The sequence below is a fragment of the Luteimonas rhizosphaerae genome (assembly GCF_002849595.1).
Classification (GTDB): domain Bacteria; phylum Pseudomonadota; class Gammaproteobacteria; order Xanthomonadales; family Xanthomonadaceae; genus Luteimonas; species Luteimonas cellulosilyticus.
Map to the genome: position 1 here is coordinate 141,558 of NZ_NRQR01000012.1, position 22,361 is coordinate 163,918.

19 protein-coding genes are annotated in these 22,361 nt (G+C 70.6%); 6 read left to right on the forward strand and 13 right to left on the reverse strand.

What is annotated here, in order from left to right:
• The first annotated feature begins 11 nt into the window (after window positions 1-11).
• Together CJ022_RS05675 and CJ022_RS05680 are read left to right on the forward strand one after the other, a co-directional pair.
• Window positions 12-788, forward strand: coding sequence for an SDR family oxidoreductase (locus CJ022_RS05675; protein WP_101925752.1), 777 nt, complete (start codon window positions 12-14; stop codon window positions 786-788).
• Window positions 778-1,278 (forward strand): methyltransferase family protein, encoded by a 501-nt coding sequence (locus tag CJ022_RS05680; RefSeq protein WP_101925697.1) that lies wholly within the window; start codon window positions 778-780, stop codon window positions 1,276-1,278. The genes CJ022_RS05675 and CJ022_RS05680 overlap by 11 nt, the downstream gene beginning before the upstream one ends.
• Window positions 1,279-1,284: 6 nt before the next feature.
• Here the strand turns inward: CJ022_RS05680 and CJ022_RS05685 are convergent, their stop codons facing one another.
• The 12 genes from CJ022_RS05685 to CJ022_RS05740 form a co-directional block, all read right to left on the reverse strand.
• Entirely contained in the window at window positions 1,285-1,965 is a 681-nt protein-coding gene (locus CJ022_RS05685; RefSeq protein WP_101925698.1) for a DUF4124 domain-containing protein, read from the reverse strand.
• On the reverse strand, window positions 1,962-2,627 hold the full coding sequence (locus CJ022_RS05690; RefSeq protein WP_101925699.1) for a DUF4124 domain-containing protein: 666 nt from the start codon (window positions 2,625-2,627) through the stop codon (window positions 1,962-1,964). Before CJ022_RS05690 ends, CJ022_RS05685 begins: the two co-directional genes overlap by 4 nt.
• A 218-nt stretch (window positions 2,628-2,845) precedes the next feature.
• Window positions 2,846-4,330, reverse strand: coding sequence for an FAD-dependent oxidoreductase (locus tag CJ022_RS05695; protein WP_101925700.1), 1,485 nt, complete (start codon window positions 4,328-4,330; stop codon window positions 2,846-2,848).
• A gap of 112 nt (window positions 4,331-4,442) precedes the next feature.
• A complete protein-coding gene (gene gltB / locus CJ022_RS05700; RefSeq protein WP_233198623.1) occupies window positions 4,443-8,900 on the reverse strand; it encodes a glutamate synthase large subunit in 4,458 nt (1,485 codons plus the stop codon).
• Between the two features lie 198 nt (window positions 8,901-9,098).
• The gene (locus tag CJ022_RS05705; RefSeq protein ID WP_101925702.1) at window positions 9,099-9,671 is read right to left on the reverse strand and encodes an L-threonylcarbamoyladenylate synthase; all 573 of its coding nucleotides are present in this window, start codon (window positions 9,669-9,671) and stop codon (window positions 9,099-9,101) included.
• Window positions 9,672-9,690: 19 nt separating this feature from the next.
• Window positions 9,691-12,249, reverse strand: coding sequence for a DNA topoisomerase I (locus CJ022_RS05710; protein ID WP_101925703.1), 2,559 nt, complete (start codon window positions 12,247-12,249; stop codon window positions 9,691-9,693).
• Between the two features lie 150 nt (window positions 12,250-12,399).
• Window positions 12,400-13,002 (reverse strand): RDD family protein, encoded by a 603-nt coding sequence (locus CJ022_RS05715; protein ID WP_101925704.1) that lies wholly within the window; start codon window positions 13,000-13,002, stop codon window positions 12,400-12,402.
• Window positions 12,959-13,312 (reverse strand): DUF4339 domain-containing protein, encoded by a 354-nt coding sequence (locus CJ022_RS17770; protein WP_101925705.1) that lies wholly within the window; start codon window positions 13,310-13,312, stop codon window positions 12,959-12,961. The genes CJ022_RS05715 and CJ022_RS17770 overlap by 44 nt, the downstream gene beginning before the upstream one ends.
• 51 nt (window positions 13,313-13,363) lie before the next feature.
• Window positions 13,364-14,299 (reverse strand): RDD family protein, encoded by a 936-nt coding sequence (locus CJ022_RS05725; RefSeq protein WP_158238363.1) that lies wholly within the window; start codon window positions 14,297-14,299, stop codon window positions 13,364-13,366.
• Window positions 14,300-14,561: 262 nt separating this feature from the next.
• Window positions 14,562-15,077, reverse strand: coding sequence for a DUF494 family protein (locus CJ022_RS05730; protein WP_233198624.1), 516 nt, complete (start codon window positions 15,075-15,077; stop codon window positions 14,562-14,564).
• On the reverse strand, window positions 15,037-16,197 hold the full coding sequence (gene dprA / locus CJ022_RS05735; RefSeq protein ID WP_101925708.1) for a DNA-processing protein DprA: 1,161 nt from the start codon (window positions 16,195-16,197) through the stop codon (window positions 15,037-15,039). The genes CJ022_RS05730 and dprA overlap by 41 nt, the downstream gene beginning before the upstream one ends.
• A gap of 78 nt (window positions 16,198-16,275) precedes the next feature.
• Entirely contained in the window at window positions 16,276-17,424 is a 1,149-nt protein-coding gene (locus tag CJ022_RS05740) for a LysM peptidoglycan-binding domain-containing protein (RefSeq protein ID WP_101925753.1), read from the reverse strand.
• Window positions 17,425-17,570: 146 nt separating this feature from the next.
• Here CJ022_RS05740 and def point away from each other — a divergent pair, with 146 nt between their 5' ends.
• The 4 genes from def to CJ022_RS05760 are packed head-to-tail and all read left to right on the forward strand — an operon-like array spanning window position 17,571 to window position 21,204.
• Complete coding sequence (def, locus tag CJ022_RS05745) at window positions 17,571-18,086, forward strand: peptide deformylase (RefSeq protein ID WP_101925709.1); 516 nt, start codon at window positions 17,571-17,573, stop codon at window positions 18,084-18,086.
• A gap of 9 nt (window positions 18,087-18,095) precedes the next feature.
• On the forward strand, window positions 18,096-19,028 hold the full coding sequence (gene fmt, locus CJ022_RS05750; protein WP_101925754.1) for a methionyl-tRNA formyltransferase: 933 nt from the start codon (window positions 18,096-18,098) through the stop codon (window positions 19,026-19,028).
• Window positions 19,028-20,323: a 16S rRNA (cytosine(967)-C(5))-methyltransferase RsmB gene (gene rsmB, locus CJ022_RS05755; protein WP_101925710.1), complete on the forward strand. Its 1,296-nt coding sequence runs from the start codon at window positions 19,028-19,030 to the stop codon at window positions 20,321-20,323. The genes fmt and rsmB overlap by 1 nt, the downstream gene beginning before the upstream one ends.
• A gap of 47 nt (window positions 20,324-20,370) precedes the next feature.
• Entirely contained in the window at window positions 20,371-21,204 is an 834-nt protein-coding gene (locus CJ022_RS05760) for a glycosyltransferase family 2 protein (protein WP_101925711.1), read from the forward strand.
• Window positions 21,205-21,485: 281 nt separating this feature from the next.
• Here CJ022_RS05760 and CJ022_RS05765 read toward each other — a convergent pair whose 3' ends face one another.
• Window positions 21,486-22,265: a glycosyltransferase family 2 protein gene (locus CJ022_RS05765; protein WP_101925712.1), complete on the reverse strand. Its 780-nt coding sequence runs from the start codon at window positions 22,263-22,265 to the stop codon at window positions 21,486-21,488.
• Between the last annotated feature and the right edge of the window lie 96 nt (window positions 22,266-22,361).

The window sequence follows — 22,361 nt, forward strand, 5'->3', positions numbered from 1 at the left end:
AGGGGATGTCGATGGATCCGCACCGCTGGCGCCTGGACGGGCAACTGGCTCTGGTCACCGGTGGCAGTGCCGGCATCGGCCGCGCGATCGCGCGCGAACTCGCCGGTTTCGGCGCGACCGTGCTGATCGTCGGCCGCAATGGCGACGCGCTCGAAGCCGCGCGCGAAGAGCTGCTCGAGGCGATTCCCGACGCCGACGTCCGCGCGCTGATCGCCGACGTCGTCGACGAGGACCAGCGTCGCGAGATCCTCGACTGGGTCGAGGACCAGGGCGACGGCCTCAACATCCTGGTCAACAACGCCGGCGGCAACGCGCCGCGCCCGGCGACCGAGTACAGCGAGGACGAGTGGCGCGAGATCTTCGAGATCAATGTTTTCAGCGCGTTCGAACTCACGCGCTATGCGCATCCGCTGCTGGCGCGGCACGCCGCGTCGAGCGTCGTCAACGTCGGCAGCGTGTCGGGGCTGACCCACGTGCGCACCGGCGTGGCCTACGGCATGAGCAAGGCGGCGCTGCACCAGATGACGCGCAACCTCGCCGTCGAGTGGGCCGAGGACGGCATTCGCGTCAACGCCGTCGCGCCCTGGTACATCCGCACGCGGCGCACGTCGGAGCCACTGTCGGATCCCGATTATCTGGACGAGGTGCTGCTGCGCACCCCGATGGGGCGGATCGGCGAGCCCGAGGAGGTTGCGGCCGCGGTGGCGTTCCTGTGCCTGCCGGCATCGTCGTACATCACCGGCGAATGCATCGCCGTCGACGGTGGATTCCTGCGTCATGGTTTCTGACGACGCGTCGCCCGCGCGGCCGGCGGCAGCGTCCTGGCTGGTGCGCACCACCGCGCCGCTGCACTTCGCGCTCGCGTTCGCGGCCGGCGCGCTGCTGCAGACCGGGCTCGACCTGCCGCTGCCGACCGGCGACGCGCGCACCGCGATGCATCTCACCGGCACGGTGTTCGCCAATGCCGGCGGTCTGCTGGCATTAGCGTGTTTCGCGCTGTTCGTCTGGCGGCGCACGACGATCCTGCCGTCGCAGACGCCGAGCAGGCTGATCGTGCGCGGGCCGTACCGGCTGTCGCGCAATCCCTTCTATCTGAGCCTGCTGCTGACCTACACCGGCCTCGCGGCGATCCTCGACGTGCCGTGGGCGCTGCTGACCCTGCCGGCGCCGCTGCTCGCGCTGCAGCGTGTCGTCATCCCGTTCGAGGAAGCGCAACTGCGCGCGCAGTTCGGCGGCGACTACGCGGCGTACTGCAGGGCGGTCGGGCGCTGGTGGTGACCCGCCTCAGCCGAGGCAGTCGCTGTCGCGATAGACCTTGAACACGGCCTCGTAGGCCTCGCGCAGCATTTCGCGTTCGCGACCTTGCGCGAACTGCCAGCGGAACTCGGCCTCGCGCACGCGGGTCTCCCAGACCTGGCACAGCGTGTCGGCCGGCACCGCCGCGCAGACGTCGACGACCTGCTCGCAGGCCTGGCCCGCGCCGAGGCCCGGCAGGTTGCCGATGCCGATCGTCTGCAGGGGCCGGCAGCGCGGCGGCGGGGCGTCGTCCTCGCGGTAATAGACGCTGTCGTCGTAGACCCGGCAGGTGTAGAGCGGCGGCGGTGGCGTGCGCGGCGTGGCCTCGTCGCCTGCGTCGGCGTCCGCAGCGAGGGCTTCGTCCCCCGCCGGCGTCGCGCCGGTGACGGGCGCCACCTGCGGCAGGGTCAGGGTCGAGATCAGCGGCACGCCGGGCGGCGCGTCGTTGCGCGGTGGCGGCTGGAAGGCGGGCATCGGCGTCGGAATGTCGATGACCCGGCGCTGCTGCTGGCTGCCCGGCGGGCAGGCGGCGCCGTTCTGGAACGTCACCGCACCACTGGCATTGGTGCAGCGATAGACCACGTTGTCGGTCTGCGCCGGGACCGGCGGCGCGAGCATCAGCAGCGCGGCGGCCAGCCCCAGGCCGCGCTGGCGCGTGCGTGGCCTCATGCGCGGCAGTCGTTGGCGAGGCGTGCGTTGATGCTGCGCTCCTCGCCGCGCAGGCGGTCGCGTTCGGTCGGCTGCGCGTTGAAGAACCGTCGGCGGATCTCGCTGCGCCTGTCGGTCAGCAGATCGCAGACCTCGTTCTGCGGGATCGGCCGGCAATCGTCGCGGATCCAGGTGCCGGCCACGCCGGGGTAGCCACCGCGCCGCGGCGGACGCGAACCGCTGCCGGCCTCGATCTGCGACGGCGGCCGCGGGCCGTCGCCGGTGCCACGCCGCACCGGTGCATAGCCGTAGCCCCGGGTCCACAGCGGCACCCAGCGCGGATTGCCGGCGTCGGAATCGCTGGTGTAGCTGTCGCCGTCCGGCGTCACGCAGCGGTACATCGGCAGCGGTGCCTGGAGCACGATGACCTGCGGCGCGGGCGCCTCGACAATGGCAGCGGTCGGCGCGGCGGGCGGTGCGGGCGGCGGCGGGCCGTCGACGGGCCGCAGCATCGTGCGTTCCCGCTGGGTTTCCCCGTCACTGCACGGCGTGTCCTGCAGGGCGATGCGGCCTTGTCCGTCGGTGCAGCGGTAGACGGTGACGCCGTCCTCCGCGCTCGCCGACGTCGAGGCCAGGGTCAGCATCCATGCGAGCAGCAGGGTCGATATCCGGGGAGCGTCCATGGGCCCATCATGCGACGAGCGGCGGGCCGGTTAAACCCTCGCGGTCGCCCGGATCGCGGGACATTCAGGCGATGGCAGCGCGGCCCGGGCGCCCGAAGGGCCGCGAGACGCACACGGCGACGCCGGATGGAGCGGGCGCGGGCCAGACCCGGCACACGACCCTGCCGCGCGCAGCGGTCCAGGCGTGACCTGTGGCGGCGTCCGCGCCGGCAGCCGGTTCAGACCGCGTCGAGCGCCGAGACCGGATCCGGCGTCGAGCGCCGCAGCATCCGCGCGATGCTGGCCGCCGCGTCGCGGCCTTCCTGCACTGCGGTCACGACCAGATCCGCACCGCGCACCGCATCGCCGCCGGCGAACAGCTTCGGATGCGCGGTCTGGTAGGGCAGGCGCCGTTCGCCGCCGACGCGGATGCGCCCGTTGCCCTGCGATTCCACCTGCTGCACCGCCAGCCAGTCCGGCAGTGTCGGCGAGAAGCCGAATGCGATGATCACCACGTCCGCGTCGATCAGCGACTCGCTGCCGGCGACCGGCACCGCGGCGCGGCGACCGTTGGCGTCGGGCTCGCCGAGCGTCGTCTCGATGACGCGCACGCCGCAGGCGTTGCCGGTGGCATCGGCTTCGATCGCAAGCGGCTGGCGGTTGAACAGGAAGCGCACGCCTTCCTCGCGCGCATTGCCGACCTCGCGCGCGGAACCGGGCATGTTGGCCTCGTCGCGGCGGTAGGCGCAGGTCACGCTGCGCGCGCCGAGCCGCACGGCGGAACGCACGCAGTCCATGCCGGTGTCCCCGCCGCCGAGCACGACGACGCGCTTGTCGGCCAGCTTCGGCAGCACCAGCGTGTCTTCCCAGCCCGCAATCGGCCGGCCCCAGGTGTCGCCGCCGGTGACGATGCGGCCGTTGTGCACCAGGAACGGCAGGGCCGGCAACACGCCCGGCAGGTCCTGGCCGACCAGGCCGCCGTCCGTGTAGCGGTAGGCGCCGGTGCCGACGAAGACCGCGTCGAACTCCGACAGCAGGCTGTCGAGCGACACGTCGCGGCCGATCTCGACGCCGAGGCGGAAGCGCACGCCCATCTCCTCCAGCACCGTGCGGCGGGTCGCGATCACCGACTTGTCGAGCTTGAAACTGGGAATGCCGAACTGCAGCAGGCCGCCGATCTGTTCGTAGCGGTCGAACACCACGGCCTCGATGCCGGCGCGCACCAGGCGATCCGCGCACGACAGCCCGGCCGGTCCGGCGCCGACGACGGCGACGCGCCGACCGGTCGGCACCACCTTCGACAGATCCGGGCGCCAGCCCTGCGCGAATGCGGTGTCGACGATGTATTTCTCGACCGCACCGATGGTCACCGCGCCGAACCCGTCGTTGAGCGTGCAGGCGCCTTCGCACAGGCGGTCCTGCGGACAGACGCGCCCGCACATCTCGGGCAGCGGATTGGTCTCGTGGACCAGCGCGGCGGCTTCCAGCACACGGCCTTCCTGCACCAGCTTCAGCCAGTTCGGGATGTAGTTGTGCACCGGGCACTTGGCTTCGCAGTAGGGATTGCCGCAGTCCAGACAGCGGTCGGCCTGGTGCGCGGCTTCGGCGTAGGCGAAGTTGCCGTAGAGCTCGTTCCAGTCGCCATCGGTGCGCAGGACCAGCGGCACCTTGTCGGGCATTTCACGCGGTTCGTTCAAGAACCGGAACACATCCCGCTTCGTCATGAGGTGGGCTCCTTCGCGCACAGCGGGCCGAGCAAGGGGCGGGGAACGGGTGCACGGCGCGGGGCCCGCGGGATGCGACGCCGATCCTGGCGGTGTGTACGCGGCACGGACATCACGCGGCGCGCCTGAGGTCTTCGGCCAGCGCTTCCAGGCTCGCCGCCTTCGGCTTGACCAGCCAGAACTTGCCGACGAAATCGCGGAACTCGTCGACGATCTGCGCGCTCCACGCACTGCGCGTCAGCCGCGCGTGGGTCTCGATCAGATCGCGCAGGTGCGAGCGGTAGTTGTCGAAGCTCTCCGGCGTGACCCGCAGGATGTCGATCAGCTCGTGGTTGTAGCGGTCGACGAAATCGCGATCGAGATCCAGCACGTAGGCGATGCCGCCGGTGAAGCCGGCGCCGAAGTTCAGGCCGATGCGGCCGAGCACCGCGACCGCGCCGCCGGTCATGTATTCGCAGCAGTGATCGCCCGCGCCTTCGATGACCGCGACCGCGCCGGAATTGCGCACGCCGAAGCGCTCGCCCGCGCGGCCCGCGGCGTAGAGTTCGCCGCCGGTCGCGCCGTAGAGGCAGGTGTTGCCGAGGATCGGCGTGTGGCGCGATTCGAACACGCTGCCCTCGGGCGGCCGCAGCACGATGCGGCCGCCGGCCATGCCCTTGCCGACGTAGTCGTTGGCTTCGCCCTCGAGCTCGATCTGCAGGCCGCCGGCGTTGAACGCACCGAGGCTCTGGCCGGCGCTGCCGGTCAGCTGCAACGTCAGCGGCCGGTCGCTCATGCCGGTATTGCCGTGGTGTCGCGCGATCCGCCCCGACAGGCGCGTGCCGATGCTGCGGTCGGTGTTGCGGATCGTGTGCGCGAAGCTGCCGCCGGCGCCGTTCGCGATGACCGTCGCCAGGGCGGCGTCGAGCGTCGCCGCGAGGCCGCCCGGCGGCGCCTGCAGCGCCGGCGCGCCGCAGTAGGCGTCGGGCTTGGCGGCGTCGCGCTGCAGCAGCATCGACAGGTCGACGTCGACGAAGTCGCGGGTCGCGCGCACGTGCTGTTCCAGCAGATCGGTGCGACCGACGATCTCGTCGAGCGAGCGCACGCCGAGCGCGGCCAGATGCTCGCGCACGTCCTCGGCGACGTTGCGGAAGAACGTTTCCACGCGCTCGGGCAGGCCCCTGAAGTGGTTCGCGCGCAGGCGGTCGTCCTGGGTCGCGACGCCGGTCGCGCAGTTGTTGAGGTGGCAGATGCGCAGGTACTTGCAGCCCAGCGCGATCATCGGCGCGGTGCCGAAACCGAACGTGTCGGCGCCGAGCAGCGCGGCCTTGACCACGTCGTAACCGGTCTTCAGGCCGCCGTCGGTCTGCAGCAGCACGCGGTCGCGCATGTCGTTGTACTGCAGCGCCTGGCGCGCTTCCGACAGGCCCAGTTCCCAGGGCGCACCGGCGTAGCGGATCGAGCCCAGCGGACTCGCGCCGGTGCCGCCGTCGTGGCCGGAGATCGTGATCAGATCCGCGCCGGCCTTGACCACGCCCGCCGCGATCGTGCCGACGCCCGCGTGGCTGACAAGCTTCACCGAGATCAGCGCGTCGGGATTGATCTGGCGCAGGTCAAAGATCAGCTGCGCCAGATCCTCGATCGAGTAGATGTCGTGATGCGGCGGTGGCGAGATCAGGCCGATGCCCGGCTTGGCGTAGCGCAGCCGCGCGATCAGCGCGTTGACCTTGCTGCCCGGCAGCTGGCCGCCTTCGCCGGGCTTGGCGCCCTGGGCGACCTTGATCTGCAGCACGTCGGCATTGATCAGATATTCGGGCGTGACGCCGAAGCGCCCCGAGGCGATCTGCTTGATCTTGCTGCGCCGGTCGGTGCCGTAACGCGCGGGATCCTCGCCGCCTTCGCCGGAATTGCTGCGACCGCCGAGCCGGTTCATCGCGATCGCCAGCGCCTCGTGCGCTTCGGGCGACAACGCGCCGAGACTCATCGCCGCCGAATCGAAGCGGCGCACGATCGTCGACACCGGTTCGACCTCGTCGAGCGGGACCGGCGCGCCGGCCGGTCGCAGGCGCAGCAGGTCGCGCAGCGCGGCCGGTGGACGCGTGTCAACGAAATCGGCGTAGCGCTTCCAGTCGTCGCGCTCGCCGGTCAGCACCGCGCGCTGCAGCGAGGTCACGACATCCGGATTGAACTGGTGGTACTCGCCGCCGTGCACGTAGTGCAGCAGGCCGCCGGGTTCGGGCAGGGCGGTGTCGTCCCAGCCGTAGTCGGCGAGGTGGCGCGCGTCCGCTTCGAGCCGCGCGAATCCGGCCCCGCCGATCCGCGACGGCGTGCCCTCGAAGCACAAGGCGACGACGTCGTCGGCCAGGCCGACGATCTCGAACAGCTGCGCGCCGCGGTAGCTGGCGATGCTGCCGATGCCCATCTTCGACAGGATCTTCAGCAATCCCTTGCGGATGCCGCGCCGGTAGCTGCGTCCGATCTGCAGGGCTTCGTCGCCGCTGCGGCTCGACAGCACGCCGCGCCGCCCGAGCGCATGCAGCGTCTGGAATGCCAGGTAGGGGTACACCGCCGTCGCGCCGTAACCGATCAGGCAGGCGAAATGGTGCGGGTCGCGCGCCGTGCCGGTCTCGATCAGCAGGTTCACGTCGCAGCGCAGGCCGGTGCGCACCAGGTGCAGGTGGATCGCACCGGTGGCGAGCAGCGCATGCACGGCCGCCGTGCCGCGCCTGGGATAGCGGTCGCTGAGCAGCAGGATCTCGACGCCGGCGCGCGTCGCCGCCTCGGCCTCCGCGCACAGGCGGCGCAACGCGGCGTCGAGTGTTTCGGTGTCGGGATCGAAATACAGGTGCAGCAGCCGGTTCGCCTCGGCGAAACGCGGCAGCGCCAGCAGCTGGCGCAACTTGCGCTGCGACAGCACCGGCGAGTTGAGGAGCACGTGGTGCACGTTCTCGGGCCGGTCGGCGAAGATGTTGCCCTCGCGTCCGATCTGCGTCGCCAGGGTCATGACGCTGCCTTCGCGCAGCGGATCGATCGGTGGATTGGTGACCTGGGCGAAGGCCTGGCGGAAGCAGTCGTACAGCGGCCGCACGCGCTGGCTGATCGCCGCCATCGGCACGTCGTCGCCCATCGAGCCGATGCCTTCCTGCTCGGTCTCGGCCAGCGGTCGCAATACCGATTCCTGCTCCTCGCGGGTGAGCTGGAACAGCTTCTGGAACGCGACGAGGGTGTCGGGTGCGAACGGCTCGGCGGCGAGCGCGGGGTCGATGAGCTCGCTGTGCAGATAGCTCATGCCGCGCTTGAGCCACTGCTTGTAGGGGGCGCGCGCGCGGTTCACCGCATCGATCGCGTCGTTGTCGAGCAGGGTGCCGGTGTCGAGGTCGATCGCGATCATCTCGCCGGGCCCCAGTTTGCCCTTGGCCTTGACCTGTCCGGGCGCGAGATCCCAGACGCCGGTTTCCGAGGCGATGCAGAAGATGCCGTCCTGCGACAGCGTCCAGCGCGCGGGGCGCAGGCCGTTGCGGTCGAGCGTGCACGCGGCATGGCGGCCGTCGCACATCACCACGCCCGCCGGGCCGTCCCACGGCTCGGAATTGATCGCGTAGTACTCGTAGAACGCGGCGAGGTCGGCGTCCTTGTATTCCAGCGACTGCGTCGCCGGCGGCATCAGGATGCGCATCGCCTGCAGCAGGTCCATGCCGCCGAGCAGCATCCACTCGAGCATGTTGTCGAGGGTCTGCGAGTCCGAGCCGTGCATGGTCACGGTCTCGTCGAATTCGCCGACATCGAGCAGCGGCGAGGCCCACACGCCGCGGCGCGCCTGTGCCCAGCGCCGGTTGCCCTCGATGCTGTTGATCTCGCCGTTGTGGGCCAGGCGCCGGAACGGGTGCGCCAGCCGCCAGCGCGGCAGGGTGTTGGTCGAGAAGCGCTGGTGGAACACGACCGTGCGCGCGCCGAGATCGGCGCGCTGCAGGTCGGGAAACAGCTGCGGCAGATGGCTCGGTAGCACCATGCCCTTGTAGCCGAGCAGGCGCGGCGTCAGGCCGACCACGTAGAAATCCTCGATGTCGCGCAGTGCCTGCTCGCTGCGCCGGCGGGCGAGGAACAGCGCACGCTCAAACGCATCGACGTCGCCGTCGGCGGTCACGAAGACCTGCTCGATGCGCGGCATCGACGCTTGCGCGAGCGCGCCGCACGCGGCGGCATCGACCGGCACCACGCGCCAGCCGACGACGGCGACGCCGACATCGCGCAGCCGCGCGGCCAAGGTGTCGCGACAGCGCGCAGCGGCATCGTCCGCATGCGGCAGGAACACCATGCCCGCGGCGCGCAGGCCCGCGTCGAAGGGAATGCCGGCTTCCCCGGCCAGGGTGGCGACGAAGTGCTCGGCGCCTGCCAGCAGCACGCCGCAGCCATCGCCCGACAGGCCGTCGGCGGCGACGCCACCGCGGTGCGCCATGCGCCCGAGCGCCTGCAGGGCAAGGTCGACGATGTCGCGCGCCCCGTCGCCACCGATCCGGGAAATCAGGCCGAATCCGCAGGCATCGCGTTCATCTGCGGGGTCGTAGAGACCCCGATCCGGGGGGACCCGCATCGTCGTCATTCGTCGTCACGTCGTCGGAAGGGGGACCAGCGCGGGAATCGGAGCGCCATGGTCCATATCGCGACAACGCATCCACGCCGGCCGTCGAATAGAGCATAGATTGTGCGGTGCGACAACCAGCCGCGAGCGGCGTTTTCGTTGCACTTGCAACCGCAATGCGAGCGGATCGCGGCAGGATGCCGAACGTGCTCAGGCGCGCAGGATCGTCCCGGTCGCGGCGTCCCGGATCGTGGACGGCTGCCGCCGTCCGCCGGTGTCGCCGGTGAGCACGCCGTCGATCTCGGTCAGCAGCGCGGGATCGAGCGTGTCGTACGACACCGCGGCCGGCGCGCCGGCGCGGTTGGCGCTGGTCGACACCAGCGGCCCGTGGAAGGCGGCGCAGAGGCGGACGACGTCGGCCTGCGCCGTGACCCGGACCGCGACGCTGTCGTGCGCGCCGGTGATCCACGCCGGCACGTGCGACCGCGCGGGCACGATCCAGGTGTTCGGGCCCGGCCACGAGGCCTGCACGGCGGCGCGGCGACTCGGATCGAGCCGGGACCAGTCGGCCACGAGTTCCAGCTGGGCGACGTCGCCGGCGATCAGGATCACGCCCTTGTCGACTGGGCGCTGCTTGATCGCGAGCAGCCGCAGCACCGCGTCGCGGTTCGCGGGATCGCAGCCCAGGCCCCAGACGCCTTCGGTCGGATAGGCGAGGATGCCGCCGCGCGCCACGAGCGTGGCGGCGGCGGCGATGTCGAGGCGCGATGGCGAAGCCGGCATGGCGGACGCGACGCCGGCGTCAGAACGGGGCGTCGTCGACGGTCGCCTTGACGACGCGCTTCTTGCCCGGCACGACCTTGGCCGGCGTCAGCAGCGACTTCTCCGGCTCGGGCGCGGCGGCGACCGCTTTGGCGACCTTCTTCGTCGCTTTCTTCGCGGTCTTCTTGGCGGCCTTCTTCGCCGTCGTCCTGGCGGGGGCCTTCTTGGTCGCCGCCTTCTTGACCGCGGGTTCCTTCTTCGCCGCGACCTTCTTGGCCGGCGCCTTCTTGCCGAAGCCCTTGCGCACCGGCTTGCCGGTCTCTTCGAGCAGCTTCGTCACTTCCTCGAACGTCAGCGAGGCCGGCTCGCGGTCCTTCGGGATCTTGCCGTTGAGCTTGCCGTCGCTGATGTACGGCCCGAAGCGGCCGTTGAGCACCTGGATGTCGCTGTCGTCGAAGGCCTTGATGATGCGGTTGCGCGCGATCTCTTCCTTCTCCTCGATCAGGAACACCGCGCGGGCGAGGTCGATCTTGTAGGGATCGTCCTCCTTCTTCAGCGACGCGTAGACGCTGCCGCGCTTGGCGAACGGTCCGAAACGGCCGATGCCCACGCTGACGTCCTCGCCCTTGTCCTCGCCGAGCGCGCGTGGCATGAGGAACAGCTCCAGCGCATCCTCCAGCGAGATCGTGTGCATGCTCTGGCCCGGCCGCAGCGACGCGAACTTGGGCTTGTCCTCGGCATCCTCGGCGGTGCTGCCGATCGCCGCGTACGGGCCGAACCGGCCCAGGCGCACGCTGACCGGCTTGCCGGTCTTGGGATCGGTGCCGAGTTCGCGCGCGCCGGTGGCTTCGGTGCGGTCGACGGATTCGCTCTTGTCGTCGACGAGTTCCTTGAACGGCCCCCAGAACTTCTCCATCAGCGGGATCCAGTCTTCCTCGCCGCGCGAGACGGCGTCGAGGTCGTCCTCCAGCTTCGCGGTGAAGTCGTAGTCCACGTAGCGGGTGAAGTGGCTCGACAGGAAGTTCGAGACCGCGCGGCCGACATCGCTGGCGCGGAAGCTGCGGCCTTCCATCTCGACGTACTTGCGGAACTGCAGGGTCTGGATGATCGACGCGTACGTCGACGGCCGGCCGATGCCGTATTCCTCGAGCGCCTTGACCAGCGAGGCTTCGGTGAAGCGCGGCGGCGGCTGGGTGAAATGCTGGTCGGCGTGGATGCGCTCGAGGGGCACGCGGTCGCCGGTCTTCATCTGCGGCAGCTTGCGGCCTTCGTCCTCGTCTTCCTTGCCCTTGTTGTCCTTGCCTTCCTCGTAGACGGCGAGGAAGCCCGGGACCACGACCGTCGTGCCCGAGGCGCGGAAGCTGTGCTCGCTGCCGGCGGCGAGATCGACGCTGACGGTGTTGAGCGTCGCCGGGATCATCTGCGAGGCGACGGCGCGCTTCCAGATCAGCTCGTAGAGGCGGCGCTCGTCGTCGGTGAGGAAGCGGCCGACCTGGGTCGGCGTGCGCAGCGCGGAGGTCGGGCGCACGGCCTCGTGCGCTTCCTGCGCGTTCTTGGACTTGGTCTGGTAGACGTTGGGCTTGTCGGGCAGCGACGCCGTGCCGAAATCGCGCGCGATGACGTCGCGGATCTCGCCCAGCGCGTCCTGCGACAGGCTCACCGAGTCGGTACGCATGTAGCTGATCAGGCCGACCGTGCCCTCGTCGCCGATGGCCACGCCCTCATAGAGCTTCTGCGCGACCTGCATCGTGCGCCGGGTGGTGAAGCCGAGCTTGCGCGAGGCCTCCTGCTGCAGCGTCGAGGTGGTGAACGGCGCGGCCGGACGGCGCTTGCGTTCCTTGCTGGCGACATCGGTGACGTGCAGCGCGCCCTGCGCGGCGGACTGGATCCGCGCGCGGGCCGCTTCGGCGGTGTCGCCGTCGGTCACGGTGAACTGTTCGAACTTCTGGCCGTCGAGCTTGGCCAGGCGCGCAGTGAAGCCCTGCGAGGGATGCGCGCACTCGGCCTCGATGCTCCAGTACTCGCGGGCGACGAAGGCTTCGATCTCTTCCTCGCGCTCGACGATCATGCGCAGCGCCGGCGACTGCACGCGGCCGGCGGACAGGCCGCGCTGCACCTTGCGCCACAGCACCGGCGACAGGTTGAACCCGACCAGGTAGTCCAGTGCGCGTCGCGCCTGCTGGGCATCGACGAGGTCGCCGGCGATCGCGCGCGGATGCAGCATCGCTTCCTTGATCGCGCGCGGCGTGATCTCGGTGAACACCACGCGCTGCAGGGTGCGGTTCTCGAGCAGGCCGCGTTCCTTGAGGATTTCCGCGATGTGCCAGCTGATCGCTTCGCCCTCGCGGTCCGGGTCGGTCGCCAGGAAGATGCCCTCGGCGCCCTTGGCGGCCTTGGCGATCGCCTCGACGTGTTTCTCGTTCTTCTCGATGAGGTCGTAGCGCATCGCGAAGTTCTGCGTCGGATCGACCGCGCCTTCCTTCGGAATGAGGTCGCGCACGTGGCCGTAGGACGCCAGCACCTGGAAGTCCTTGCCGAGGTACTTGTTGATCGTCTTGGCCTTGGCAGGCGACTCGACGATGAGGAGATTCTTGGCCATGGTTTCGAAACATCCGGGTGCGTCGGGGGGACGGACGCACCGCAAAAAAGGTGAAGATGACGACGCCCGGGGACAGGCCCCGGGCGGTCAGTTGCTTTTATAGTGGAATCACGGGCGGGGTGGCGTGTCAAGCGCCGGCATGGCTGCCAGTCAGGAAGAGCCCGCGATTCCGAGCACTGCCAGCAGGGCCAACAGGCCCAGCGCGCCCAGGCTGCCCGTCAGCACGAGCACCACCACCGTGACCGTACCCAGTTCGCGGCGCTGCAGTTGCGGCTGGTCCGTGAAGGCCCAGCGGTCGACCACCAACGTGTCGCAGATCATGTCGTGCAGGGCCTGCTGGCGTCGGGTGAATCCGGCCATCAGGAAACCGATCATCAGGATCAGGGTGCTGGGGATGGTCGCGAGATAGCGGCCGACGCCCCGCAGGAACGAGATCCGTTCGCCGTCGAGGCGGACGACCTTGATGCCGACGGCCATCTTGCCGGGCGTCGCCATCGCATAGGCGGCATGGAACCAGGCGAAGTAGAGCACCGAAAACACCAGCGAGACCGCGTTGACGACCTGTTGCCTGAGCCAGAAGCCGCGACCGAAGCCGCCGACGCCCAACAGTTCATAGATGAAACCGCCGACGATCGCGGTGGCGATGCCGAGAATGACGACGTCGATGGCATAGGCCGCGAGGCGCTTGCGGAAGCCGGCCAGCACCACGTCATCGCCGCGGGCGATGGCGCCGGGCGAGGCCACGGGGGCCATCGGCGGCGCATAGGGCGATCCCGCGATCCGGCGGCGGTGGTGGCGACCGGGCTCCAGCTCGCGTCCGCCTCGGCGCTCGTGGCCCCGGTAGCAGTCGGAGCCACCGGTTCAAGTGCCCACGCGTCGATGCCGGGCGATGTTGCGACACCCAGCTCGGACGCCAGCGCGCGGGCAGCCAGCCGGCGAGGCCGTCGCGCCAGACCAGGGTGGCATCGCCGACGATCCCTTCCTCGCGGAGTTGCAGCAGCGCGCGCTGCGTGACGGGGCCGTGGCGTGTGTTGCGCGCGTCGGTGTAGTACCAGTGGTTCATCGGTGGACGTCCTTGTCGAGTGATGGGTTCGGGCGGGTGCGACGGGTGGGGTCAGAACGACGCGGCGATGCCGGCCAGGATCACCAGGCCGACGCCCAGCAGCATCAGCACCGCCCAGATCACCAGGATGACGGTCGCGACCGTGCCCAGCCCGCGTTCCTGCCGCTCCGGAAAGCCGGTGTAGGCCCACTGGTCGACGACGTAGGTGCTGGCGACCAGATCGTGCAGGCCCTGCTTGCGCCGGGTGAAGAGCGCGACGAGATAGCCGATGTAGAGCGTCAGGTAGTTCAGCAGGTGCGACGCCCAGCGGCCCAGGGCGTGGCCGCGCGACAGGCGCGAGCCGTCCAGCGCCGCGACCTTGATCCCGACCGCCAGCTTGCCCAGCGTCGCCTGCCGCGCCGAGGATTCCATCGACACGTAATACAGGCCGCTGATCACCGGATAGCCCAGGTAGACGGCGGCCATGAGGCCGAAGACCGCGCCGCCGAACTGCGACGGGTCGCCGCTCGACATCGCCGAGAACATGCCCGAAAGGCCGAACACCATCATCACCGCGAAGATCAGCGCGTAATAGACGACGGTGATCAGCACCGCATCGATGAACAGTGCCGCCGCGCGCTTCAGGAATCCCGCGTCGACGACCTCGCCGCCGTGCGTGACCTGCGCCGCCGCGACGACCGGCGCGACGGGCGGGGCATAGGGCGACGTCGCGGCCGGCGTGTCGCGATCGATAGCGGGGTGCCAGCCGGTGCCGGAATCCGGGTGGGCCGCCGTCGGTCCGGCTGCGTCCGGTCTCCAGGCGGCGGCGGCAGACGTGGCGTCGAGCTCCGCCGCCAGGTCGGCCAGCGGCCGCCACCCGGGCAGGCCGTCGCGCCACAGCAGCGTCGATGCGTGGATCCGGCCCTCCTGCCGGAGCGCCAGCAGCGCGGCGGTCGTCACGGGGCCGTGCTGCGTGTGGGTGGCGTCGGCGTAGTACCAGTCGGTCATCGAGATAATCCTTTGGGCGTGTGCGTGGTGCGGATCGGGCAGGGCGGCAGCAGGCAACATGCGATCCCTGAGGTCGTGCCGCCGGCGCGCCCACGGCCCGCCGGCATCGGCGGGCGACGGTGGTTGCAGGACGGCGATGCGCGATTCCCCGGCCGGCATCGTAGCGCGCGACCCGGTCGCCGCCCATCGGCGCATGCCGGAACTACGTGACACGCGCGCATGAAAAAGGCGCCGCGAACGGCGCCTCCATCGACCCGCCGGTTCAGTGCACCGGTTCGGGCTCGTCGACGAACATCTGCGTTTCCATCCACGCATACGCCGCTTCGCTGCCGGGCTGGTTGAACAGCACCATCAGCACGACCCACTTCAGGTCGTCGAGGTCCAGCTCGTCCTGGTCCAGCGCCATGACCCGGTCGAGCACCAGCTCGCGCTGGTCGTGGTCGAGCACGCCGTGCTGTTCGAGGAACAGCAGGAAACCCCGGCACTCGACGTCCAGTCGGTCGAGTTCCGGCCCGTGGTAGACGCGGGTCGGGCCGTTCGCACGCACCACCGAGGCGGCCGGGCGCTGGTCGGCCAGGGCATCGAGCCAGTCGAAGGCCTTGTTGATCTCCGCCGGGCTGAAACCCGCCTGGAGCAGGCCGTTCTGGAGCGAGTCGCGGTCGCGGACGAGGTCCGCAGCTTCGCATCCAGGATGCTTTCTTTCATTTCCCCCGGCCTGCGCCCTTGGGCGCGTTGTGTCAGGACTTTCGGGAATACCGACCGTGTGCGGCTTCGACACGTCCATCCAGCTCCATGGACAGCAGCATGGCCGACGCGCCGGCGACCGTCAATCCACTCCGTTCGACCAGTTCATCCATACCCGTTGGGTCGTGACCCAGTGCGGTCCACAAGCGGTGGTAGTCGGGGTCGGCGCCGAAATCGGGTGCGACGGACGCCGGAGACGGGACATTCCCTCTCGTGCGGACCTCCTGGATGGGGGCATCGAGGCGCCGGCGCAAGGCGGCCGCCAGGTCGGCCGCGACCGGCGCGAGCGCGCTGACGACCTCGTCCGGCGTCTCGACGAGCATCGCCCCGTCGCGCAGCAGGCGATGGCAGCCGCGCGCCATCGGGTTGTGGATCGAGCCGGGCAGGGCGAACACCTCGCGCCCGGCATCCGCGGCCAGGCGCGCGGTGATCAGCGCGCCGGAGCGGTGCGCGGCCTCGACCACCAGGGTGCCGAGGGCGAGGCCGGCGATGATCCGGTTGCGGCTCGGGAAGTGTTCCTTGCGCGCGTCGGTGCCCGGTGGGTACTCACTGACCACCGCGCCAGCCGCGGCGATACGTGCGTGCAGTTCGGTGTTGGCGCGCGGATAGGGCTGGTCGATGCCGCTGCCCAGCACCGCGAGTGTCGCGCCGCCGGCGGCCAGGGCTGCGGTGTGCGCCGCCGTGTCGATGCCGCTGGCCAGCCCGCTGGTCACTGCGAACCCGCTGGCGACGAAGCGGCGGGAAAACGCGGCGGCGTTGTCGCGGCCGCCCGCGGTCGGGGCGCGGCTGCCGACGACCGCGACCGAGGGATGCCACAGCAGCGTCGGATCGCCGGCGACGAACAGCGCCAGCGGCGGGTTGGCGATGCGACGCAGCAGCGCGGGGTAATCGGCATCGTGCCAGCCGATCAGGTGGCGCCCCGGCCCGGCGTCGAGCCAGCGGCGTGAGGCGTCGACGGCCTCCGCGGGCGTCTGCAGCGCGGCGATCTGCCGGGTGTCGAGTCCGGCGGCGCGCCAGGTCGCTGCGCCCGCGTCGAGCACCCGTGCGGGCGGCGTGCCGCCGGCGAGCAGGGCGCGGCGCGGGGCCGATGCGCCGCCGGCGTGGACGAGCCGCAACAGCGCATCGGTATCGAGGTCGGGATTGGCGTCGGTCATGCGACCAGCCTAGGCCGCAGACGACGACGGCACCCGAAGGTGCCGTCGCGAAACGCCGTCAGGAAACGCCCTGGCGCTTTACTGGGTGGCGTCCGGGTGCTTGAGCCGGTAACCGACCTGGGACGGCTTGTGGCCTTCCATGATCAGCGCGTAGCTGACGTGGTCGAACGTGCGGAACACCATCGCGTGCGCGGCCTGCTCGTCGGGCATGCGGTAGCGACGGCTGCCGGGGTTCGGGGAATCGTCGATGCGCGAGGTGTTGGGATGCAGCACGCGGTCGACGGTGTTGGAACCGCTGCGCCAGACCGAGAACACCGTGCCGTTGTCGACGCCCTGCTGGTAGCCGGCCGAGATCGCGATGACGTCGCGCGGCCCGCCCGTGATCAGCGTGTCGGCGACCGCGAGCACGCGCGGTTCGGCGGCAAGCGCATCGGCGCTCGGCGGATGCGGGAAGAACTGCAGGTCGTAGGGCTGCGGGTTGACCGGCACCAGACGATCGCCGACACGTGCTTCGAAGCCGTTGTCGTCCAGCGCGAGCGTGGCCGTGTCGCTCTCGGCGGTCGGCGCGTGCACCACCGTGCCGACGCCCATGCGCACCATCTCGAAGCCCAGGAACGCGTCCTGGCCGTTCTCGCGCGGCTGGGTCTGGCGCCACAGGTTGCTCTCGCCGGGAATGCGCTTGCCGCGGAAATCCAGGTCGCGCGAGCGGCGGGCGCCGTAGAACTCGGTCGCCGCGCGCAGCACCGCGTAACGCTGGCCGGGCTGGGCGCCGTCGAGGCCGGTCACGTAGATGTTGCGATCGACGCTGCCGCGCATGCGCGCGTCCTCGTACCCCTGGACGTAAGGCAGCTGCTCGAAATCGAACACGATGCTGCGGTCCTTGAGGAACGGCTCGATGTCCGCCAGCGAGATCGCGTTGATCGGCGCCACGGCTTCCGGACGCGGACCCGGCTGCAGCGTCACCCGGTTGAGATACGCCAGGCTGATGATGTCGCCCGGGTAGATCAGGTGCGGGTTCGCGATCTGCGGGTTGGCCTGCCAGATCTCCGGCCACAGCCACGGCTTGTCGAGGAACCGGCCTGCGATATCCCACAGCGTGTCGCCGCGGACCACTACATACGTATCCGGATGATCGCCGCGCATCCCCTGCGCGGCGGCAAACGTCGTGACGGTCAGCAACGCCACGGCGGATGCCGTGCGAAGCGACCGGGAAAGGCGCTGAAGCATGCCGGCCATTACCGCTCCCCTAATTTAGATGTCATCCCCTTGCAGCGCCGCAATATAGCCTGAAACCATCGCGCGGACGCAAGTCGTGCTGCCGTTACAATGGCAAGTCTCGCCCGCGGCTGTGACCGCCTTTGCGTTTCGACCCCATGGCCCTGCTTCCGATCCTCGAATATCCCCATCCCCGCCTGCGCAAGATCGCGGCGCCCGTCGTCGGCGATGCGATCGCCGATCCGGCGTTCCAGCGTCTGCTCGACGACATGTTCCAGACCATGTACGAGGCCCCCGGCATCGGCCTGGCCGCGACCCAGGTCGACACCCATTCGCGCTTCATGGTCATCGACGTGACCGAAGGCCGCGAACAGCCGCTGGTCTTCATCAACCCGACCCTGCGCGACGCCTCGAAGGATCTGCGCGTCCACACCGAAGGCTGCCTGTCGATTCCCGGCATCTTCGCCGACGTCACGCGCGCCGACGGCGTGGTGGTCGAGGCCCTCGACCGCCACGGCAGGCCGTTCGAGATGACGGTCGACGGGCTGCTGGCCACCTGTGTGCAGCACGAGCTCGACCACCTGGACGGCAAGCTGTTCATCGATTACCTGTCGCCGCTGAAGCGCGACCGGGCCCTGAAGAAGCTCGAAAAACTGCGCAAGCAGGACGACTGACCGGTGTCGCTGCGCATCGTATTCGCCGGCACGCCGGATTTCGCCGTGCCCGCGCTGCAGGCCGCCGACGCACGGCGCGAAGTCGTCGCCGTCTACACCCAGCCCGATCGTCCCGCGGGCCGCGGCCGCGTGCTGACGCCGTCGCCGGTCAAGCGCGAGGCGCTGGATCGCGGCCTCGTCGTGCGCCAGCCCGAGGGTCTCAAGGACGCCGAGGTCCAGGCCGCGCTGCGCGCGCTGGAGCCGGACCTGATGATCGTCGTCGCCTACGGGCTGCTGCTGCCGCAGAAGGTGCTCGACATCCCGCGCTTCGGCTGCTGGAACGTGCATGCCTCGCTGCTCCCTCGCTGGCGCGGCGCGGCGCCGATCCAGCGGGCGATCCAGGCCGGCGATGCCGAGACCGGCGTCTGCCTGATGCAGATGGAGAAGGGGCTCGACACCGGCCCGGTGCTGCTGCGGCAGACCACCCCGATCGGCCCGCAGGACACGGGCGGCCAGCTGCACGACCGCCTGGCCGCGCTCGGCGCCCAGGTGATCACCGACGGGCTCGGGCTGCTGCGCGCGGGCATCCGCCCGGTGCCGCAGCCGCAACCGGCAGATGGTGCGACCTACGCGCGCAAGCTCGACAAGGCCGAGGCGCGGCTGGACTGGGCGCAGCCGGCCCAGCGTCTGGCCGACCAGGTGCGCGCGTTCAATCCGTGGCCGGTGGCCGAAGCCGAGATCGCCGGCGAAACGCTGCGCATCCATGGCGCGGTGGCGCTGCCGCTGGCCCACGGCCGCGCGCCGGGGACCCTGCTGTTCGCGGGTCGCGAAGGCATCGACATCGCCTGCGCCGACGGCGCGCTGCGCATCCGCACGCTGCAGCGCGCCGGCGGCAAGGCGATCACCGCGGCCGACTACCTCAACGCGCGCGGCGACCTGCTGCGCGCGGCGGCGGGCGCCTGATGGACCACGGCGCGGCGACCCGGGTCGCGGCAGCGCGGGTCATCGACGCGGTGCTGCACGACGGCCGCTCGCTGAAGGCCGAACTCGCGACCTCCCTGCGCGGCATTCCCGACACGCGCGACCGCGCTCTGGTCGAGGCGATCTGTTTCGCCGCCATGCGCCACCACGCGCGCTACGCCGCCGCGCTCGCCCGGTGGATGCCGCGTCCGCTGCCGCGCCGCGACGCTCCGCTGCGCGCGCTGCTCTACACCGGCTTCGCCCAGCTCGATCCGATGGGCCTGCCCGCGCACGCGGCCCTCAACGCGACCGTCGATGCGGCGCGCCTGCTCGGCCGCACCCACCAGGCCGGTCTGGTCAATGCGCTGTTGCGACGCGCCCAGAAGGACGGCCTGCCGGCCGCCGCCGCGGATGCCGCCTGGCCGACATGGCTGCTGGCCGAGCTGCGGCGCGACTGGCCGGCGGATGTCGAGGCGATCGTCGCCGCCAGCGCTTCGGCCGCGCCGCAATGGCTGCGTGTGAATCGCCGTCAGGGCACGCGCGACGCGTACCTGCAGCGGCTGACGGACGCCGGCCTCGCCGCGCGTCCGTCCCCATTGGCCGCCGAGGCGCTGGTGCTGGACACCCCGGTGCCGGTCGATGCGCTACCCGGCTTCGCCGACGGCGCCGTCTCGGTACAGGACGGCGCCGCGCAACTCGTCGCCGATGCGCTCGCACCGCCCGCGGGTGCGCGCCTGCTCGACGCCTGCGCCGCGCCGGGCGGCAAGAGCGCGCATCTGCTCGAACGCGATCCGGCGTTGCGGCTGCTGGCGCTCGATGTCGCCGCGCCGCGCGTGGCGCGCATCGGTGAAACCCTGGCACGCCTGCGCGTCGGCGAGACCGCCGGCCTGCGCGCGGTCGATGCACTCGACGTCGCCGGCTGGTGGGACGGCGTGCCCTTCGACGCGGTCCTGATCGACGCGCCGTGCTCGGCGACCGGCATTGTCCGCCGCCAGCCCGACGTGCTGCTGCACCGGCGCGAGCGGGACGTCGATGCCGTCGTCGACCTGCAGGCGCGCCTGCTCGATGCACTGGCCGCCGTCGTCGCACCAGGCGGCGTGCTGCTGTACGCGACCTGTTCGATCCTGTCGCGCGAGAACGCGGGCCAGGTCGACGCGTTCCTCGCGCGGCACGCCGCGTTCCGCGCCGATGCGCTCGACCCGCGCTTCGGTCGCGACGTTGGCAATGGCCGCCAGCGCCTGCCCGGCGACGACGACACCGACGGCTTCTTCTATGCGCGCTTGCTGCGCGAATTCTGAGTTGTCCCGGGGACCGGGCGACTGGGGCGTCGCCTAGAATGGCCCGCATGCAGACGCCCGCCGCCAGCCTGATCATCAGCGCCTACAACAATGCCGACTGGTTGCAGCGCTGCCTGTGGGGCTACGCGCAGCAGGACCGGCTGGATTTCGAACTGATCGTCACCGACGACGGATCGGGTCCCGCGGTCGGCGAGCTGGTCGCGGGCATGGCCGACGACCTGCCGTTCCCGGTGCGCCACGTGTGGCACGAGGACGCGGGGTTCCGCAAATGCACGATCCTCAACCGCGGCATCGAGGTGGCGCGTTCGGATTACCTGGTGTTCTCGGACGGCGACTGTGTGCCGCGCGCCGACTTCGTCAGCCAGCATCTGCGCCTGCGCGAACCGGGGCGCTATCTCGGCGGCGGCTATTGCAAGCTGCCGATGGACCTGAGCCTGAAAATCGATCGCGCCGTCATCGAACGCGGCCTGCACACCGATCTCGATTGGCTCAAGGCCAACGGCCTGCCGCGCAAGAAGCGGTCGCTGAAGCTGTGGGCGCGCCCCGGCTGGCGCGAACGCGCGCTCAACGCATTGACCCCGACCAAAGCGCGCTGGGCAGGCAACAACGCCTCGGGCTGGAAGGCCGACCTGGTCCGCGTCAACGGCTTCGACGAACGCATGACCTACGGCGGTGAAGACCTCGAGCTCGGCGAACGGCTGGCCAACGCCGGCGTCACCGGGAAGCAGATCCGGTTTTCCGCCGTCTGCATCCACCTCGACCACGCGCGCGGTTACGTGAAGCCCGACATGAAGGCGGCGAACCAGGCGATCCGCGATGTCGTGCAGGCCGAGCGGCGCACGTGGACGGACTACGGCCTGGTGCGCGGGCCGAAACGCTGAGGAATGCTTTGCATCCTCGGTGATTTCTCTGCGGAGGCACTCGGCTGTGCCGCGCGACTGCGGACCTGCAAGCCCGCCGCAAATCGCGTGGCCCGGCGCGTCTTGTAGGAGCGCCTGCGCGCGATGGACGCGTCCCCGGGGAAACGCCCGTCGCGCGCAAGCGTGCTCCTACAGCGCCATGCGCCTCGCCGACGCCGTATGCGCCGCGATTTCGGACAACACCGGGGCTGCAACGCCACCGCGGACCTGCACGGGTCGCGACGCTTCGAGGCGACGCCCGCTCAGCGCGGCGACGACAAGGCCCGCAGCACGCGGTATTTCTCCAGTACGTAGACCGCCTGCGCGCGATGGAAGCGCCAGCCGGCGGCGCCATCGAGCAGGGCGCCGCGCAGCAGGTACTGCTTGAGCAGGTAGGCGGCCGCGTGCAGCGGGCCGTCGAGCGCATGGGCGCGCTTGCCCGCATCGCGACGCTGCTGCGCCCACAGCGCGGCGTACTTCGCCAGTTTGGCGACGTGTTCGCCGTGGCTGCGCGAGGTGTCGTGCTCGAAATCGGCGTCGAGCCTGGCGACCGTCTTGCCTTCGAGATCGGGCCGTTCGTGCACCTGCGACGGCAGATACCGCCAGCCCGCACGCACGAGCCGCTCCATCGGCTCGCCGCCGCGCAGGCGATGGCCGAGGAACCGGTTGCGACGGGTCAGCAGCCAGGCGTCGGCGGTCTCGACACGCCCGTCCGCGAACAACGCGCGGATTTTTTCGTCCGTGCCCGGCGACAGCCATTCGTCGGCATCGAGCAGCAGCAGCCAGTCGTGCACGGCCAGCGTATTGGCGAAGGTCTTCTGCGCGGCGTATCCCAACCAGTCCTGCTGCACGACACGTGCGCCATGCGCGGTGGCGACGGCGACGGTGTCGTCGGCCGAGCCGGAATCGACGACGATCAGCTCGGCGCACAGGCCGCGCATCGAATCGAGACAGCGGCCGATCCGGTCGCCCTCGTTCTTCGTGATGACGACGCCGGAGACGGGCAGCGGCGCGGGCGATGGCGTGTGGGGAGAAGACGGCATGGCCGCGATTGTCGCGCACCGGAGGAGCCACGTGTCGGCGTCGGGACGGGCGGGCCGTCGGCGGCGCGTTGCTATGATGCCGGCGCCGCATGCGCG